The organism is Xylanibacter sp. (assembly GCF_057607445.1).
In genome coordinates, this window is record NZ_DBLZAX010000004.1 from 109,746 (window position 1) to 128,649 (window position 18,904).

The window sequence follows — 18,904 nt, forward strand, 5'->3', positions numbered from 1 at the left end:
TGCCGTAGATTTTAAATAAAAAGCTAAAGGCTGCAGCCTGTCGCTTTAGCCTTATGGCAATAGCGCATCGACCAGCCTTTAGCTTTTTCCTCAAAATAAAACAGACAAGAATATTTAGACATGAAACGACTTATTTTTACTTTAATCGGTATTGTATTGGGGTTGACAGGTTTAAAGGCTGTTACTTTTACTCCGATTGAGATTAATGACCCGTCTGAGTCTGTAACTATTAAATTGCAGCCAGGTGCAAACTATTTACAGCTGAAGGCTATTGAGAGCAACACCATCCACTTTAATGTCGGATATTTTGGCATTATGATGTTTGAATGTAATGCCATGGGTGAAGAGGGCAACAACCTTTCTATAAGCTATGACGCTGAAGGTCACAAAATCTTCAGTAGTGAGGTTGAGGAAGGAAAAACTTATTATTTCTCAACCAGTATGATTACTGAGCCTTCAATAGATGTTACAATTTATTATGGTAACGGAGAAGGCATGCCTATCACATTGACATCTAACTTTTCGGATGGTGATACCTATACAGTTTCTGGCTCAAACCTTGAATTGGCTTTTGACCGTACGGTTGATATAGCCCACAACTGGATTGAGTATGGTGAGGAGGCTGACGGCGTATTTAAAACAAAGGAAGAGATTCCCGCAGCATATATCAATGGTACCTATACTACTCAGTATTTCTATAGCATCGAGCTGAGCAAGTTTATCCGTGAGATGGCTGAAGACGGTAAACTTGAGGTTGGTGATAAGTTTAAAATCACTCTTGAAGGTATTTGCGATGCTAACGATGAGAGCGTAATCTATGGTGAAGACGGAAACTATTCTGTTACACTGATTATGGGTGAGATGCCCGGTGAGCTGGTTTCTGTAACTCCTGCACAGGGTACAACTCTTTACACATATTATCCTGAAACAGGAGATGAAGGCTTGCTGACATTTACTTTCACAGACGAACTTAATACTGATAAGAGCAAGGTAACAGTAGACCTGACTTATGGCGATTCAGAGGCCGGTTCTATGGGCTCATTTAATCCTGAATTTACAATCAATGGTAATACTGTTGTTGTAGACATCCGCGGTTATCGTTTCCCTGAAACAGTAGAAAGTTCAAGAGATGGCGAGGTACAGACTGTGATAACAATGAATATCAAGGGCCTTACAACCGCAGACGGACGTCCCATTATCACAAACAACGCTTCTGCTGGAACAAGTGGCATCGTTGTTACTTATCCTCTTAAGAAACAGGAAATAGATTTCATCTATGATTTCTTGCCTACAGAAGGCAGTTCTTTGGCTGATTGCAGCGAGATTATAATCTGGTTGCCGGAGGAAGTTGGCGTTATTACTTTTGACAAGGTTCTGCTGCAGTGGCTCAACAACCGCGGCACACTCCAGACTAAGGAATTCAAGGCAGAGGATGTTCCGTTTGCTTATGATAAATCTTATGCGGGTTATGTAAGCCATATTCCACTCGCCGGCGTAAGCAAGGACCGTGAGGTTACATTGACTGTAGAAGGTGGTATGCTCAGCAATGGCGACAGCATTGAGATTACAGGTAAATTCAACACTAATCCTACAGGTATAGATTCAGTTCTTGGTGAAGATGCCAATGCCGTTGTTAAGCTTTACACAATCGACGGTATCCTCGTTAAGGAGGCTCCTGCTGCAACTGTTCTTACAGGTGTTAAGAAGGGCGTTTATATCATGAACGGCAAGAAGGTTGTTGTAAAATAATTACTGCAATTTTATATATAACTGACAATTTCGCAGGCTGTCTCATTTATTTTATGAGGCAGCTTGTTTTTTTATTGAAGATTCAGAACATGTATGATTAAGATTAATCACGCGTTGACGATTTTGCGCACGATGATCAATCGTGAGCATTGAACGCAAAATTCTGATGTCTGTTATGCATGTTTTGCTTGTGTTTCTCTTTTATACGCCAGCGTGTTGCTTGGTTAAAAGCATGGTTTTATTGGTCCTTATAATGACCTGTCTGTAATGGGCGATTATTGTATTCGGCAGTTTGCCGACAAACTGTCCGCCGTAAATAAGCCGTAAAAAGTTTTTTGAAAAAACTCATCACTCGTCACATCCGTGCGTAAGTTGCTGACAGTTCGACTGTTAATGTGTGATGAGTTGAATTTTCAACTCATCACATCGGAGCAATTTAATGTATTTTCCTGCTTTGGGCTTACTCTGTGTGATGAGTTGCAACGGCAACTCGTCACACCGCAACGATTTGACATTCAGGACGTTATGTCGCAATGTGACGAGTGACGAGTTTCTTCGCAAAAAAATAAACCTAAATTGTTTACAGTGTACTTCCCTAAATTTGGTTTACTTTAAAGAGTCCTTTCCCTATGGCGTTCCGTGTTTTCTGCTTATGCAAAAGACGTCCTTTCACGTTGCAAAAGGGCACGTTTTACAGCGTGAAAGCATACCTTTTGCACTGCAGAAGGACGTCTTTTGTGTTGCTGGTCTAATGCTGTTGCCTGAGCCTTTGTGGCGTTATGGCCATGACAATACCATCAGACACACTATCCAACGATTTTTCCGTCAAACAGGTGTATCGTTCTGTGAGCTATCTGAGCGTCGTGCTCGTTGTGCGTAACCATCACTATTGCCGTGCCGTCCTGATTCAGTTCTGTCAGCAGGCGCATCACCTCGGCGCCGTTCTTAGAGTCGAGGTTACCCGTAGGCTCATCCGCCAGAATCAGCTTGGGGCCGAACACCACGGCGCGGGCTATTGCCACTCTCTGCTGCTGACCGCCCGAGAGCTGATGCGGAAAGTGCTTTGCACGATGAGTTATGCCCATGCGCTTCATCACCTCCTGCACCTTCTGTTTTCTTTCAGCCTTACCTACTTTCAGATATGTCAGGGGCAGCTCGATGTTCTCCTCCACGTTAAGTTCGTCAATGAGGTTAAAGCTCTGGAACACAAAGCCTATCTGTCCTTTGCGTATGCCCGTGCGGTCTTTTTCCTTCAGCAGCGACACCTCCTGGCCGTCGAGCCAGTATTGGCCCGAAGTGGGGTTGTCCAGCAGTCCGAGAATGTTCAGCAGCGTAGACTTGCCGCATCCCGAAGGCCCCATTATTGCCACAAACTCACCGTCTTCCACGTTGAACGTTACGTTGTCAAGCGCTATAGTCTCCACTTCTTCAGTGCGGAACGACTTGCTAAGATTTTCTACCTTTATCATATTCTGTTCTATTTTATGCCCCCTCACGGCTTTCGCCGTATTCGTGAGCTCGGTTAGTTTTATTGTTTCTATATTTTCTTCAAAGCCTGCTTTTCAGGCGTTAAGTGCTTATTCGTTCTTCAGGTATTTTACAGGATTGCTGTTTGCCGTGCGGTAAGCATTGGCGGCCACGGTCGCAGCAATAACCGCCACCACTGCCAATATGCCTGCCACGAAGAGCCACGGGCTCATGTTTGTCCTCACGCTGAAGTCCTCAAGCCATTTGCCCGCCACAATCCCGGCAAGAATAGCTCCTGCTATTGCCGACGGAACGGCCGTCAGCAGCACGTTGCCCAGCACCATGCGCAGCACGCTTATGGCGGTTGCACCGTTCACCTTGCGTATGGCTATTTCCTTGCTTCGCCTCTGCATCTCGTCGTTCACGTAGCCTATGAGTCCCATCAGAGCTATAAGCAACGCGCATATTCCTGCCGTCATGACAGCCGAGCGGAAATGCTTTACGCTGTCATACCATGTGTCCAGCTGCCGTGCATAGCTGTCCACGATGATTGTTTCGTCAGGATAAAGCCTCTGCAGCCGCTGTTGCACCGCCTGCATATTGTCTGCCGTAAGGTCGTGAAACTTCAGCAGAAAATAACTGATGTAGCTGCCGTAAGGGTCGGAGTGGAACATCATCGTGGGGCGGTCGTCGTCGTCGAGCGCCGTGTTGGCGTGAAAATTATCGTATATTCCTACTATGGTGAACAGGTCTTTGCCCGTCTGGCTGTGTTCCGTTATCAGAATCTTACGTCCAATCACGTCTTTCCATTTCTTCTCGTTCTTCAGCTTCTGGGCGAAGTCGGGGCTTACCATCATCTCTTTCAGACTGTCGCTGCTGGCGTTGAATCCGCGTCCCTGTCTGAGCTTTATGTCCAACATGTCGAGATAGTTGTCGCCTGCCATATACAGGTCGGTGGCGTTAAACATCTCCTCACCGGTTTCCGGGTCAACAATGTTGTTGCCGCCGCCGTTTGAAAACAAGGGAGATGTTACAGCCGTCCATGCCTCAATCTCTGGCATTTTGCTTAGTTCTGTAACCATGGCGCTGCGCTTTTCGCCCTTTATTTGGTTTACGTTGACTATCGCGAGGCGGTCATAAGAGTAGCCGAGGTCGAAGTCTGTGAGCTTGGAATATTGGCTGTTGACTATCAGCAGCAGGCATACCAGAAAACTGACGAATAAAAACTGCACCGCCAGCAGTGCCATCTTCCAGCGCCTGCGGCTCTCGGTGAAGTTGCGGAACGCCGTTGTTACGGGCACGGCATTGTATATCCTGCCCGGCAGCAGGGCGCTAACGATGAACACCACTATCAGCAATGCTGTGAGGAACAGTGTGCCCTTGCCGGTGAAAAGTGAGCTGACCGGGGCCGACAGCAGCGTCTCTATCGAGCCTTTGCAGGCGTATATCAGTGCTGCGGCCAGCATCATTGCCAGCACGATATGCAGCAGGGTTTCGGCCATGGTTATGCCTAATATGTTACGCGGCATGGCTCCGTAGCATTTTCTTACGGCCATTTCGCGTCCTCTCGTAACCGTGTTGCCAATCACAATCAGCAGATAGTTGAGCACGCTTGCCGCGAGAATCACCGCCGCTAATATCATCATCATGAGGAATGTCTGCCTGAAGTAGCTGTCCTCTTGGTGATATTTTGATATGGGAGTGAACTTCAGTGAGAATTTTATCTCTTCCTTTTCAAGTAGGGCAAGAAATTTGCTTACTATTTCGTTCACCTTATTGTCAAAGTCGCCCTGCTCAGGATGGCATCCCTTGCTCACCTTTATGAACGAGTAGTAGCGGTCGTTGCCCGCCAGATTGTCCTGTCCGTCGTAGCTGAAGCTGCGCTGTGTCGTCATTGAGAGCATCACGTCATAGTCGTGAAAAGAAGAGTTCCACGGATAGTCTTCGTATACTGCGCCTATGGTCATCGTCAGTCCCGGAATAGAAGTAAGCTCCAGCTTGCGTCCTATCACGTTGCCGCCCATACGCTCAGCCATAGTCCGTGACACAAGACAGTAATACGGCTTTGCCAGCACCTCGTCGGCGTTGCCCTCCAATATCCTGGTCGGGAACATTTTGAAGAAACACGAGTCAACAACGTATATGTTACCTTTGACGCGTCGTTCTCCGTTTATCTTCATTTCCTCATCATTGCATGCAGGGTTTATTCTTGTTGCCGTTTCTATCTCGGGAATATATTTTTTCAGCGTCGTGGCTATACCTCCGGGCGTGTTGCCGTATGTAGCTTCCGGATCAGAGCCCCGGCTTATCTTTTCGCTTATGCGGTATATGCGGTCATGGTCGGGGTAGCACGTGTCGTATTCGTGCTCATACCATAGTTTCGCTATCAGCACCGACGCCAGTGCAAAGCCAATGCCGAGGCACAATATCTTTATTATGTTGTGCTGTCCACGGCGTGTCAGGTTCTTTAATGCTTGCGTTATGTTGTTCATCTTCTGATATGTTGTTTAATGATTTTTCTTGTTGTCTGCTTGCCGCAGTCTTGTCTTACGGTGCCCGGCCTATTCCTGCCTGATATTCTTCACGGGGTTTTCGTTGCTCGCCATCCAGCTCTGCACAGCCACGGCGGCCAAGCTGATAAGCATAACGATTACTCCTGCCGCCACAATCCACGGCCACCATACTATGCGGTAGCTGTATTGCTCGATCCATTTCGACATGAAATGAACCACTATCGGCACGGCTATGACAAATGCGATGCCCACGTATAGCATGAACGTGCGTATCAGTCGCAGGCGTATCTGGTTGCCGGTAGAGCCGAACACCTTGCGCACGGCAATCTCTCTTGCGCGCTGCTGTATGAAGTATGTCGACATGGCCACAAGTCCGAGCAGCGAGATTATGATGGCTATGAAGGCGAAGAGCGACACGATTTTAGACGTGCGGATTTCCTGCTCGAAGCGTTTCTCTATCTGTTTGTCTACAAACGGCGGTGTGCTTTCGTCCACTTCCTCATGAAACACCTCTTTATATATCTCCTTTATACGGGCGTATGCCTCCACGGGGTCGCCCTCTACGAGTATTGATATGTTGAGGGGTTGCTTAATGTTCCTGCACGTCAGCAATATTATGCCTTTCGTGTTGTTGCATATGTCGCGCACGTGGAAGTCGTTGATTACACCCCCGTATCTTGCGCTTTTTGCAAAGTATGTCAGCACGAAACTGTCAAACCTTTCGCTCATATGCGTTGAGTTTGGTTTCATATGCAGATATTGCAGGGCTTGGTCGTTCATGTAAATTATGCTGTCACCTTTCAGGTTGAAGTCGTTTTTCATCTTTATGCCGTATATCTTCATCATTTCAGGCGTGCCTGTTATGAAGTTGAAGCGGCTTATGTCCTTGTCTCCTTCAAATTGCACAGACGGGTCGTTGCCTCCGTCAGCCGGGGTTCCGTTAGACGGGGCCACAGCCTTTACCGGCGGAAGAGCACGTAGACGGTTGATAAACTCGTTGGTAAGGTCGTTGTCCGTTGTGTAGTTAAGCTTTAAGGCTATTATGTTCTTCGTGTTGAAGCCAAGTGGAGCTTTCGTCAGATGAAGCATCTGGCAGACCATAATAAAGGCGCATGCCAGCATGGTTATGGTTATGATGTTCTGTACGGTTATGAAGATGCGCGAGAAAATCATCTTTGTCTGCGTGCGGAATGTTCCGCGCACCACCTCGATGGGCTTCACCCGTGACAGTATTGTGGCAGGAAGTATGCCGGCAATGATGCTCACCGCAATGACGACAACAGCCGTCAGACCAATGCAATATGGGTGTATGAGCAAAGACAGATTGAGCCTTGTGTCGAGCAATCGGCCTGCATAAGGGGCGGCTATATGTACCAGCATAACGGCGATAAGCAGCGAAATGGCACACATCACGAGCGATTCTATAAATAAGTTGACTGCCACTCTGTTCTTGCTGCACCCGAAGAGCCTGCGTGTAGCCATCTCTCTTGCGCGGTAACCGCTTTGTGCAACGGTCAGGTTTATGTAGTTGATAATGGAGAAAAGCAGCGTAACGAGTCCCACGGCGAACAGAATTTTTACCAGCATAAGGTTGCCGAGATGTAGTCCTGAATAGGCGTTGAGTCCGGAGAAATACAGTTTGTCAAGGCGCGTTATCGTGGGATGCCAGTCTTTGACGGTCTCATGCAGATACGTTTTCACTTCATTCCGTTTAGCCATGAAGTCGCTGTTTTCGTGTACCTGTATGAAAACCGAGCACATAAGGTAGTTTGCAAACTGATAGAAATACTCATCCTTGTTTGCAAGGTTCTTGCAGAAAGAGAAGTCGACTATTGCGTCAATGTCTTTATCTATGATGGTGTTGTCAAAGTCTGCCACCACTCCGGAAACGCGAAAGTGGGTGTTGTCGGCGGTTGTTATGTCACGGCCAACGGCATTTGCCGTTCCGAACATGCGGAGCGCCAAGCTCTCCGTCAGCACAATGTTACCTTTCTGCATGAGACAAGTGGCGCGGTTGCCATAGAGCAGGGGGAAGTCGAACATGTCGAAGAATGTCGAGTCGGTCTCCATTACATTTATGTTGACAAAGTTGTCCCTGTCTTTCAGCTTCATGTTTTCGGTTGTGAAGCCGCATGTCTTTTCTATTTCAGGATATCTGTCACGCAAGTATCTTTGGACTATATGGTGACAGTTGGCCGTGCCGATGCTGTCGTTGGACATCAGTCCTATGTTGTATATTCGCTTTGCCTTGCTGTGCTGCTGGTTGATGCTTGTCTCCTGCCACGTGTACAGTCCGATGATGATGACAAATGTCAGGCTTACGGCCAGTCCGAACACATTCACTGCCGTGTATATTTTGTTCCTTGAGAGAAACGTGAAATAGCTTCTAAGGTTGAAGTTGCTCATTGCTGTTTTCGTATATACATTACAAATATTGTTTTTTCTTATGCCTTATGCGGCTGTCTTGCCCATGTGGACATTTGCCAGAGGCATCGTCTTCAGTTGTAGAGATTTATTCCTGCCTGATGTTCTTCACGGGGTTTTCGTTGCTCGCCATCCAGCTCTGCACAGCCACGGCAGCCAGACTTATAAGCATAACGATTGCTCCTGCCGCAACAATCCACGGCCACCATACGATGCGGTAGCTGTATTGCTCGATCCATTTCGACATGAAATGAACGACTATCGGCACGGCTATGACAAATGCGATACCAACGTATAGCATGAACGTGCGTATCAGTCTTACGCGAATCTGGTTGCCTGTAGAGCCGAACACCTTGCGTATGGCAATCTCCCTTGCGCGCTGCTGTATGAAATATGTCGACATTGCCACAAGTCCGAGCAGCGAGATTATGATGGCTATAAAGGCGAAGAGCGATACAATCTTGGATGTGCGTATGTCTTTCTCAAAAAGTTCTGCTATCTGGCCGGTTACAGTCATAGGCCTGCTGTCGTTTATTTCTTCCTTAAACACTTCTTTATAAACCTTCTTCACTTCGTTTAGTGCGTCAACGATGTCGCCTTTCACCTTTATCGTTACATACCAGGGATATTCAATCTTGTCGTTTACGAAGATGAAATACGGACTTATCGGCTGCAGAATATTTGTCGTATGAAAATTGTTTATTACTCCTCCGTATCTTACGTCGACAGGCAGCATGTTTGACTTTGAGCTTTTGTATCTGCGGCTGAGGTGTGTGTCCGTAGGTTTCATGTGCAGCAGTTCCAGGGCTTGGTCGTTAAGATACAGCGTGTTGCCTGACTGAATCTTTTCGCCGTTTTTAGGCGTTATGCCGTATATCTCCATAAATTCCGGCGTTACGTTGAATATGTGTACGGTTGTCTGCGCCTTGTCTCCTTCAAAAGTTATTCCGGTATTGTTTCCTCCATATACGGCACATCCACAGGTGGCTGTGGCTTTTTCTGTACACGGCAGCTCGCGCACTTTGTCTAGAAATACGGTGAGGTCGTTGCCGTTGAACTTCCACGGATCAAATAGGCTTATTATGTTTTCCCTGTTGTATCCTACCGGAGCATTCAGCAGATGCCGCATCTGTATAGACATTATAAGTGCACACGACAGCAGCACTATCGTAATCAGGTTTTCGGTTGTTATGAAGATGCGCGAGAAAATCATCTTTGTGTGCTTTGTCAGCGTACCTCTCACCACCTCAATCGGTTTTACCCTTGACAGCACAGTGGCCGGAATGATGCCTGCCAGCAGGCTTACAGCTACGACAAACAGCACTATTGCGGCTATGGCCCATGGTGTGGCCAGTATTCCTGTGTCTATGTCCTTGCCGATTATGCGGCCTGCGAATCCGGCTGTGGCTGTGGCCATTGCAGCGGCTATAATGCATGAAAAGGCACACATGGTGAGCGACTCGCTGAACATGTTGGTGATGATGCCGGCCCTGCTGCATCCGAAGAGGCGGCGCGTGGCCATCTCTCTTGCGCGGTAGCCGCACTGCGCCACGGTCAGGTTGATGTAGTTCATGATTGAGAACAGCAGAATCACCAGTCCAACGGCAAGCAGGATTCTTACCATGTTAATATTGCCAAACTGCATGACGTTTACTTTCGGCGTGTCGTTGAAGTAGAGCTTGTTGAGCGGTGTCAGGAACGGCCGTAGGGGCATAGCCGGTTCATAGGGCCAGAATGTAGGCCAGAACTTTTGTATGTCGGCTTCTTTCTGCATCAGGTCGCAGCCTTCGCGCACCTGCACGAAGCAGGCACAGTTGGTTACGTTTATCTGTCCCGGAAAATATTTGTCCATGTTTCCTTCACCTTCACGTTCGGCATAAGCAAAGTCAACAAGCGCATCTGTGTTCTTTGATATTATCGTATTGTCGAAGTTTTGTACCACTCCCGTAACCCTGAAGTGTAGCGAGTCGGTGGTCATTATGGTGCGTCCAAGTACGTCGTCAGTGCCGAAATACCGGTGCGCAAACTGTTCTGTAACCACAATGTTGCCCTTGTTGCTAAGACAGGTGGCACGGTCGCCGCGCAGCAGCTTGAAGTCGAACATAGAGAAGAACGTCGAGTCGGTGTTGATAGTGTTCACGTTCAGAACATCGTCGCGGTCTCTGACCTTTATGCTTCCTGTCACCATGCCGCATGTGTTTTCAATCTCCGGATAGTGCATGCGCAGGTTCCGCAGCGACGCGTGATGGCAGCCCATCACCCGGCTGCTGTCATCCATAAACTCAAGTCCTATGTTATATATTCTGTCTGCCTTGCTGTGCTGGCGGTCGATGCTTGTCTCCTGCCACGTGTACAGTCCGATGATGATGACGAATGTCAGGCTTACGGCCAGTCCGAACACGTTCACTGCCGTGTATGTTTTGTTCCTCGAGAGGAACGTGAAATAGCTTTTAAGGTTGAAGTTGCTCATATCCTGTATCTGTTATGTTACACAAATTTTATACTTGTCCGTTCATTTTTCAGAGTTTCCCGGTCATAGCGAAGCCTTTTCTTCACGATGTTTTTTCTGTGACTCTTACTCCTGCCTGATGTTCTTCACGGGGTTTTCGTTGCTCGCCATCCAGCTTTGCACAGCCACGGCAGCCAAGCTGATAAGCATAACGATTACTCCTGCCGCAACAATCCACGGCCACCATACGATGCGGTAGCTGTATTGCTCGATCCATTTCGACATGAAATGAACCACTATCGGCACGGCTATGACAAATGCGATGCCCACGTATAGCATGAACGTGCGTATCAGTCGCAGGCGTATCTGGTTGCCGGTAGAGCCGAACACCTTGCGCACGGCAATCTCTCTTGCGCGCTGCTGTATGAAGTATGTCGACATGGCCACAAGTCCGAGCAGCGAGATTATGATGGCTATGAAGGCGAAGAGCGACACGATTTTGGTTGTGCGCAACTCTTGCTTGAAGCGTTCCTGCACATACTTGTCTACGAACGGCGAACTGGACTCATCGATGTCTTCGTGGAACACTTCCTTATATACATCCTTTATCTTGGCATATGCCTCCACGGGGTCGCCGCTGACGAGTATTGAGATGTTCCACGGATTCTGTATGTTGTTGCACGCCTGTACGAGCAGAGGGTGCTGCTCTTCGAGAATGTTGCGTATGCGTAATTCGTTGAGCACGCCGCCGAATTCAGCATTCTTGCGGAAATACCCATACCTTATCTGTTCGTATCGGCTGCTAAGGTGTCTGTCCGTGGGTTTCATCTGCAATGCCTTCATCGCCATGTCGTTAAGATATACAATGCTGTCGCCTTTGGCGTGCAGGTCGTTTTTCAGCGTAAGGCCGTATATTTTCATCATTTCGGGTGTGCCGCTGATGAACTGGAACGACCATTCGCGTTTCTCTCCGTCAAACGTTACAGTGTTGTTGTTGCCGCCGGTAGCCGGAGTTCCGCATGACGGAGCCACTGCCTTGACGAACGGCAACGAGCGCAGACGGTCTTCAAATTCGCCTGAATTCTGGCTGGAGTAGTTGTCAAGATATTCTATGCAGATAATGTTCTCGGTGTTGAAGCCCAGCGGTGCCTTTGTAAGATGCAGCATCTGCATCGACATTATCATGGCGCATGCCAGCATGGTTATGGTTATAATGTTTTGCACCGTTATGAAAACGCGCGAGAATATCATCTTGGTATGCGTGCGGAACGTGCCGCGCACCACCTCGATAGGCTTCACCCTTGACAGTATTGTTGCCGGAAGCACACCTGAGGCGAGGCTCACCAGCAGGATGAAAGCCGCCATAATGCCTAAAGTAAGCGGACTTGCAAGCAGGCTGAGGTCGAGCTTTGTGTTAAGCAGCTGGCTTGCGTATGGCGCGCACATACAGGCCAACGCCACGGCTATGAGCAGGGAGATGACGCACATCACCAACGATTCGGTGAACATGTTTACGCCGACGGTGCCCCTGGTGCAGCCGAAGAGGCGGCGGGTGGCCATTTCGCGTGCCCTGTATCCGCTCTGTGCCACGGTCAGGTTGACGTAGTTCATTATGGAAAATAGAAGTATCGCAATGCCGACGGCGAGCAGTATCTTTACCAATGTAAGGTTGCCCATTTGCATAAGAAAGGCATCAAGCCCTGAAAAATACAGCTTGTCGAGGCGTGTGATGATTGGGTGGAAGTCTTCCCAGAACGTCTGGAAGTAGGCGTCCACGTCTTTCTGCTTTGCTGCAAAGTCGCAGCCCTCACGCACCTGCACGAACGATGCCGCACCGGTTATGTTGACCATGTGCGGAAAATTTTCGTCCATGTTGGCCATGTTGATGGTGTATGAGAAGTCGATCACGCCCTGTATGTCCTTGTCGATGAAGGTGTTGTCGAAGTCTTTAACCACGCCTGTAACACGGAAATGATTGTTTTCGGCTGTTGTCAGGGTGCGGCCTATTACCGCAGTGTTGCCGAACAGACGGCGTGCGGCACTCTCCGTCAGCACGATATTGCCCTTTTGTTTGAGGCAGTTTGTGCGATTGCCCTGCAGTAAGGGGAAGTCGAACATCGAGAAGAACGTCGAGTCTGCCTCGAGAACATATAGATTTACAAAGTTGCCGTTATCCTTCAGTTTCAGACTTCCTGCCGTGAAGCCGCACGTCTGTTCTATTTCAGGATACTGTGAGCGCAGGTATCGCAGCACGGCGTGGTGGCAGTTGGCTGTTCGCCATGTGCCGTCGTCCATGTTGAGGCCTATGTTGTAAATGCGCTTTGCCTTGCTGTGCTGGCGGTCGATATAGAACTCCTGCCATGTGTACAGTCCGATGATGATGACGAATGTCAGGCTTACGGCCAGTCCGAACACGTTCACAGCCGTGTATGTCTTGTTCCTCGAGAGGAACGTGAAATAGCTTTTAAGGTTAAAGTTGCTCATATTTTATGCTGTTATTATGTTTCATTTTTCGTGCGCTTTGCAGCCCTTTTCTGTGCTGTTTGCCGCATTTGGTTTGTTGGTTTATAACCGATTGATAATCAAAATGTTACGCAGCGCGTTGCAAAAGACCGTCTTTTAGCCTCTGAAAGGTGCCCTTTTACAGCCTGAAAGGCCATGTTTTGCAGTGCGAAAGGCCACCTTTTGCATTACGCCTTTGCGGCTGTTGTCTTGCAGCACTGTTGCCAACGCGAAATATATTTACATCTGACGGTTGCCGTAATGTATCTTTTCCGATGTCAGACACGGCTCATTCTGTCGGCATGTCAAGTTTGGCGTGATTATTCGAGCACGAGTATTTCGTTGTTCTTATAGCCCTCATATCCGCTCACTATCACCTGCTCGCCCGGTTCGAGTCCCTCAAGCACCTCATAATATTGCGGATTCTGCCGCCCTATGCGTATCTTGCGCCTGTATGCCTTGCGGCCGTCTTTGTCGAGAACGAATATCCACGAGCCTCCCGTCACGCTGTAAAACGTGCCTTTGGGTATGATTATTGCCTTTTTCGACTCGCCAAGTTGCAGGTCGACATAGTAGGTCTGTCCCGTGCGTATGTTCTTCGGGCGCGAGCCGCTGAAGGTGAAGTCGATCTTGAAGCGGCCTTCGCGCACCTCCGGGTACACCTTGCGCACGGTCAGGCGGTATGTCTTGCCGTTCTGTTCGAATGTGGCTGACAGTCCGGCATGCACTCGGTCGATGTAGTGCTCGTCCACCTGCGCCTCCACCTTGTAGTCGCTCAGGTCGTTGATGACGCCTATTTTCTGTCCCGGCGATATGCTCTGGCCCAGTTCTACGTCCAGCAGACCAATCTCGCCGTCTATTGTAGAGCGCACGTTCAGCCTTGCCTTGCGCTCGCGTACCAGTTCAACGTTCTTGCGCATCGACGCCAGGTCTGAAGCCATCTGCTCCACCTGCGAGCGGTTAAGCTCGTTGGTCTTCTTGAGCCGCTGCCTTATCAGCTTCTCCTTCTGCACCGCCAGCTCATATTCCTCCTTGGCCTTCAGATAGTCTTCTCGCGAGTTAAGTTCCTCCTTCTGCAGCGCCGCCTGGTGGTTGTATGCCCTGCGCTTTGTCTTTACGTCCATGCTCAGCTGCAGCGCCTCGTTGCTGTTGTTCAGCTGGTCCTGCTCCATCGACAGGCGCGTGCTGCGCAGCATGTTCTGCTTCTCAGCCAGTTCGCTCTCGGCGTTGAGAATCTCGAGGTCGAGGTTAGAGTTGTTGAGGCGTATTATCACGTCGCCCTTGCTCACGTGTGTGCCTTCCTCCTTCACCTTTTCGAGCACCACGCCGCCTTCTTCCGACGAAATCTGCACCACCTGTATGGGCACCACGCTGCCGTCTACGCTCACGTAGTCGTCAAACTGCGCCTTGCTTACCTTGCCTATGCTGAGGCCTCGGCGGTCGACACGCAGCGTCGACGTGAAGTTCATTGTGGCGAGCCATATCAGCAGCACTATTATAAGTGCGCCTCCGCCGGCCCACAGCCAGTATTTTTTTGGAATCCAGTATTTCTTCTGTTTCAGTTTAATGTCCATAGCGGTTCGTTGTTTATGTAGTATCTTACGAGTTTCTGTCTTATGGCGAGCAGCATCCTCAGCTGCAGCAGCGTTATGCTGCTTTCGAGATAAGTCTGTGCCGCCTCATGTATGTCGAACGTAGAGAGCATGCCCTCCTCATATTTGCGGTAAGACAGGCGGTAGGCCAGCGAGTCGGCAGCCACCTTCTTCTCCATCTGTCTCACTTCCTTCTGGTAGCCCTCATAGTCGGTTACGACCTGCAGGGCGGCGTCGTTCAGCTTGCGCCGTGCGTCTTGTGCGTCGAGCATGGCGAGCTGATAGTCGGCCTTGGCGCGCTTTACCGAGCTCCATGTGGAAGGAGAGAAGATGGGGATAGACAGTGTCAGGTAGACATACTCGCCCAAGTTGTTGCGAAACTGCGACCTGAACGGCAGTCTGTCCTGATGTTGAGAGAGATTTATGTAGTAGTTGGTTGATACGCCGGCACCCAGCGACAGCTGCGGCAGCAGGTCGGCACGTCTTATTTTCCATTCGAGCCTTGCCTTCTCGACGTTGGCTTCTGCCATTATTATGTCGGGCTTGCCGCTCAGCGCCATGCTGTCCACCGTGAGACTTGAGGGCATCTGCGACGTAAGCGCAGCCATCGAGCAGTCGGGGCTGAGCGAGTCGGCGGCAGGATAGTTCATTGCCGTCTTTAGGGCAATAAGGGCGGTGCGTGCCAGGTTCTTCTGGTGCAGCAGGTTGTAGTCGTCCTCAGCCACCTGACTCTCCATCTGCACCACGTCCGGCCGGCTCTTCTCGCCCAGTTCGTACAGTCTGCGCGTCTTTGCCAGCAGAGCCTTCGAGTCGGCAAGCTTTCTGTCGGTAATTTCTATCGACTTGATGGCATATACGGCGTCGACAAACTTCTGCATCACGTCTATGGCCTTGTCGTCCTTAGCCTTCTGCAGCGCCGTGGCAGCCGTGTTCTTGGTTATGCGGGCCTTGCGGAAAGCGTTCCATGTGTGCCCCCAGTCAACCACGGGCAGCGACGCACTTATCTGATAGCCGTTGTTGAATGTAGTAACGTTGTTATATGTGTTGGTCTCCGGATCGATGTTTCGTCCCCAGTTGTACTGTCCGCTCACCTGGGCCGAGACGCTTGGCAGGAAGTCGAGCAGCGAGGTGCGGTATTCCGTCAGGGCCTGTTTCTGCTCGATACGCTCGCGTCCCACTTCGGTAGCATGCTCAATGGCATAACTGACGCAGCGGTCGAGCGACCATTCCTGTTGCGCGCCGGCAGCCACAGGGGCGGCAAGTGCGAGAGTAATTATGGCAATTTTCATATTCATACACCATTATCATTGCCAAAACCGTGCCAAAATATCTATGTTGCAGTATATCAGGCAGATATGGTAAATCCGTGTTTTTGTGAGTGTCCAAAAATTAGACACTGGCGTATAAAAATTAGACAACAGGTACGGTTGAGGCCGGAAAATGGCTTTATGCAGGCTGTCTTGCTGCTTTTAGCCGTGCCGCGAGCCGTTTGGCTGTGCGTGTGATGGGGCATGAAGGTGGCATATAGTAATATTATTTGTGAATATCTAAAAATTTAGTGTCCAAAAACTTTACACACTCTTGCTTTTGTCGGTTATACAACCTATCTTTGCATTGAAATGAAACAGGGAACAATACTTATTGTAGACGACAACCGCAACATCCTGACCACCGTGAAGATGCTGCTCGAGAACACCTTTGAGCATATTGTCGCCATAGCCAATCCGAACAATATTCCGGCGCACCTGCGTGAGGACAAGCCCGACGTGGTGCTGCTTGACATGAACTTTCAGAGCGGAATAAACAGCGGCAACGAGGGACTTTACTGGCTCGGACAGATCAAGAAGATGCGTCCGCAGGCCAAGGTGGTGCTGTTTACGGCGTATGCCGACATCGAACTGGCCGTGAGCGGGATTAAGGCGGGCGCCACTGACTTCATCGTAAAGCCGTTTGACAACGACAAGCTGATAGCCACGCTGAAGGAGGCGTGCAGCAAGTCGGCCGGCGGCTCTGATGCAGGCAGCGGCGAGAGCGGCATGTACTGGGGCGTGGCTCCGTGCATGCAGGAACTCAGACTTATGGTAACTAAGGTGGCAGCGACCGACGCCAACATACTGATAACCGGCGAGAACGGCACGGGCAAGGAGGTGCTGACCAACGAGATTCACCGTCTGTCGCACCGTAGCGGCAAGAGTCTGATGACGATAGACATGGGAGCCGTGAGCGAGACGCTGTTTGAGAGCGAGCTGTTCGGCCATGTCAAAGGGGCATTCACCGACGCCAAGGCAGACAAGGCAGGCAAGTTTGAACTGGCTGAAGGCGGCACGCTGTTTCTCGACGAGATAGGCAACCTGAGCTACGCATTGCAGGCAAAGCTGCTGACGGCCCTGCAGCGCCGCAGCATTGTGCGCGTGGGCGGCAGTGTGCCTATACCTATCGACGTCAGACTGATATGCGCCACAAACCGTGACCTGAGCGATATGGTGGCTAAGGGCGAGTTTCGCGAAGACTTGCTCTACCGCATCAACACGATACATCTGCATCTGCCCTCGCTCCGTGAGCGTAGAGAAGACATTCCGGCGCTGGCGCGCCTCTTCCTCAACAGGTATGCGGCAATGTATAACAAGCCCGCAATGGAGCTTACGCCGGCTGCCGAACAGAAAATAAAGGATATGCCGTGGTATGGCAACATCCGCGAACTGCAGCATGCAATAGAGAAGGCCGTGATATTGAGCGACGGCAGGGAGATAGGCGAGCAGGACATAAGCGGCAGCGCGTCTGTTGCGGAGAAGCCTATGGAAGGCGTGCAGACAATAGGCGAGATGGAGAGCCGGCTGATAGAAAAGACTATACGCGAGTGTGACGGCAACCTGTCGCAGGTGGCGTCGAGGCTTGGCGTGTCGCGCCAGACATTGTATAATAAAATAAAGAAGTATGGACTTTGATATTGCTCTTCTGCTTCTGTTTGCTATCGTCGCGGCCGCAGGCTGCCTGTATTTCTGGCGGCGCTACAGGTCGACCGTCAGAAAGGTAACCTTCCTTTTCAACGCTATCGACAACGGCGATTATAGCTTCCGCTTTGCCGAGGGCGACAAGGCGGCAGGCGACAGAGTGCTTAACAGGTCGCTGAACCGGGTGAAGGACATACTGATGCATGCGCGCGACGAGCAGATGGAGCGAGAGAAATACTTTGAACTTATACTTGATTCTGTCGATACGGGCATTATCGTGGTTGAGGAAGGCCGTGGGGTGGTGCTGCGCTACAACCGTGCTGCACAGAAACTTCTGCAGCGTGAGGTGATAACGCACGTCGACCAGATAAAGGAGAGCATGAAAAACTTCTCGTCGCGCGAGACCAACACATTCTTGAAAGGGCGCCGTGTGAGGATTGTTGCCTTCAGCGACATCAAAGGCGAGCTTGCCAATCAGGAAATCGACTCGTGGGTTAAGCTAATACGTGTGCTTACTCACGAAATCATGAATACCGTAACGCCTATTGTGTCGCTCAGTGATACGCTGCTGCGCCATTCGGAAGGCGAACAGCATGAGGGACTTTCGGTTATCAACCGCACAGGCAAGGAACTGGTCAGGTTTGTTGAGAACTACCGCCGATTTACTCATGTTCCTGCGCCGCAGCCTACGCTCTTTTACGTTAAGCCGTTTCTTGAGCGGATGGCGAGTCTTGCCAGACAGTATCTTAAAGACGGATGCACTGTTGAGGCCGACGTGCTTCCGGGCGATCTTATTGTATATGCCGATGAGGGACTTATAAGCAGGGTGGTGTCTAATCTGTTGAAAAATGCTGCCGAGGCTGTATATGCCGGTGGACATATATGGATGAAGGCTTACACCGGCGAGAACGACACCGTGGTGATAGACGTAATAGATGACGGCCCGATGATACCCGACGATGTGGCCTCTCACATATTTGTGCCTTTCTTCACGACAAAGAAAGAAGGCAGCGGCATAGGGCTTTCTATATCCAGGCAGATAATGCGTGTGAGCAACGGCTTTATCTCTCTTGTTACCGACAGGGCTAACCGACTGACTATCTTCAGGCTTATCTTCAACTAATTTCTGTTTTGTACCGGTGTGACGAGTTTAACAAGGCAACACGTCACGCTGTATGTGTCTATCATTCAGTTTATTAAAGACAGATGTGACGAGTGATGAGCTTATTTAGAAACCTTTATTGCATATACTTACAG

At 49.8% G+C, this 18,904-nt stretch carries 10 protein-coding genes; 3 read left to right on the forward strand and 7 right to left on the reverse strand.

Annotated elements, in window-relative coordinates; translation table 11 throughout:
* The first annotated feature begins 120 nt into the window (after positions 1 to 120).
* Positions 121 to 1,749, forward strand: a complete 1,629-nt coding sequence (locus ACZMIG_RS04970) for a hypothetical protein (protein ID WP_487889175.1) — start codon at positions 121 to 123, stop codon at positions 1,747 to 1,749.
* Positions 1,750 to 2,555: 806 nt separating this feature from the next.
* Here the strand turns inward: ACZMIG_RS04970 and ACZMIG_RS04975 are convergent.
* From ACZMIG_RS04975 to ACZMIG_RS05005, 7 genes are all read right to left on the reverse strand, one after another.
* Entirely contained in the window at positions 2,556 to 3,218 is a 663-nt protein-coding gene (locus ACZMIG_RS04975; protein ID WP_021855743.1) for an ABC transporter ATP-binding protein, read from the reverse strand.
* A 108-nt stretch (positions 3,219 to 3,326) separates the two neighbouring features.
* Positions 3,327 to 5,708, reverse strand: coding sequence for an ABC transporter permease (locus ACZMIG_RS04980; protein ID WP_487889176.1), 2,382 nt, complete (start codon positions 5,706 to 5,708; stop codon positions 3,327 to 3,329).
* Positions 5,709 to 5,777: 69 nt separating this feature from the next.
* Positions 5,778 to 8,135, reverse strand: a complete 2,358-nt coding sequence (locus ACZMIG_RS04985) for an ABC transporter permease (RefSeq protein ID WP_487889177.1) — start codon at positions 8,133 to 8,135, stop codon at positions 5,778 to 5,780.
* Positions 8,136 to 8,241: 106 nt separating this feature from the next.
* Positions 8,242 to 10,623 carry an ABC transporter permease gene (locus tag ACZMIG_RS04990; protein ID WP_487889178.1) on the reverse strand — a complete coding sequence of 794 codons (2,382 nt, stop codon included), beginning with the start codon at positions 10,621 to 10,623 and terminating at the stop codon, positions 8,242 to 8,244.
* Positions 10,624 to 10,728: 105 nt separating this feature from the next.
* Complete coding sequence (locus tag ACZMIG_RS04995) at positions 10,729 to 13,086, reverse strand: ABC transporter permease (protein WP_487889179.1); 2,358 nt, start codon at positions 13,084 to 13,086, stop codon at positions 10,729 to 10,731.
* A gap of 338 nt (positions 13,087 to 13,424) precedes the next feature.
* Positions 13,425 to 14,678, reverse strand: a complete 1,254-nt coding sequence (locus ACZMIG_RS05000) for an efflux RND transporter periplasmic adaptor subunit (RefSeq protein WP_053398880.1) — start codon at positions 14,676 to 14,678, stop codon at positions 13,425 to 13,427.
* The gene (locus ACZMIG_RS05005; RefSeq protein WP_487889180.1) at positions 14,663 to 15,991 is read right to left on the reverse strand and encodes a TolC family protein; all 1,329 of its coding nucleotides are present in this window, start codon (positions 15,989 to 15,991) and stop codon (positions 14,663 to 14,665) included. Before ACZMIG_RS05005 ends, ACZMIG_RS05000 begins: the two co-directional genes overlap by 16 nt.
* 324 nt (positions 15,992 to 16,315) lie before the next feature.
* On the opposite strand from ACZMIG_RS05005, the gene ACZMIG_RS05010 reads away from it, so the two are divergent.
* Positions 16,316 to 17,641: a sigma-54-dependent transcriptional regulator gene (locus ACZMIG_RS05010; protein WP_287602860.1), complete on the forward strand. Its 1,326-nt coding sequence runs from the start codon at positions 16,316 to 16,318 to the stop codon at positions 17,639 to 17,641.
* The gene (locus ACZMIG_RS05015; protein WP_487889181.1) at positions 17,631 to 18,770 is read left to right on the forward strand and encodes a sensor histidine kinase; all 1,140 of its coding nucleotides are present in this window, start codon (positions 17,631 to 17,633) and stop codon (positions 18,768 to 18,770) included. The genes ACZMIG_RS05010 and ACZMIG_RS05015 overlap by 11 nt, the downstream gene beginning before the upstream one ends.
* The last annotated feature ends 134 nt before the right edge of the window (positions 18,771 to 18,904 follow it).

Excerpts from the sequence above, each read along its gene's own strand:
- ACZMIG_RS05005 (WP_487889180.1), bottom strand. The coding sequence starts at position 15,991 with ATGAATATGAAAATTGCCATAATTACTCTCGCACTTGCCGCCCCTGTG.
- ACZMIG_RS05000 (WP_053398880.1), bottom strand. The coding sequence starts at position 14,678 with ATGGACATTAAACTGAAACAGAAGAAATACTGGATTCCAAAAAAATAC.
- ACZMIG_RS05015 (WP_487889181.1), top strand. The coding sequence starts at position 17,631 with ATGGACTTTGATATTGCTCTTCTGCTTCTGTTTGCTATCGTCGCGGCC.
- ACZMIG_RS04970 (WP_487889175.1), top strand. The coding sequence starts at position 121 with ATGAAACGACTTATTTTTACTTTAATCGGTATTGTATTGGGGTTGACA.
- ACZMIG_RS04980 (WP_487889176.1), bottom strand. The coding sequence starts at position 5,708 with ATGAACAACATAACGCAAGCATTAAAGAACCTGACACGCCGTGGACAG.
- ACZMIG_RS04995 (WP_487889179.1), bottom strand. The coding sequence starts at position 13,086 with ATGAGCAACTTTAACCTTAAAAGCTATTTCACGTTCCTCTCGAGGAAC.
- ACZMIG_RS05010 (WP_287602860.1), top strand. The coding sequence starts at position 16,316 with ATGAAACAGGGAACAATACTTATTGTAGACGACAACCGCAACATCCTG.
- ACZMIG_RS04990 (WP_487889178.1), bottom strand. The coding sequence starts at position 10,623 with ATGAGCAACTTCAACCTTAAAAGCTATTTCACGTTCCTCTCGAGGAAC.
- ACZMIG_RS04975 (WP_021855743.1), bottom strand. The coding sequence starts at position 3,218 with ATGATAAAGGTAGAAAATCTTAGCAAGTCGTTCCGCACTGAAGAAGTG.
- ACZMIG_RS04985 (WP_487889177.1), bottom strand. The coding sequence starts at position 8,135 with ATGAGCAACTTCAACCTTAGAAGCTATTTCACGTTTCTCTCAAGGAAC.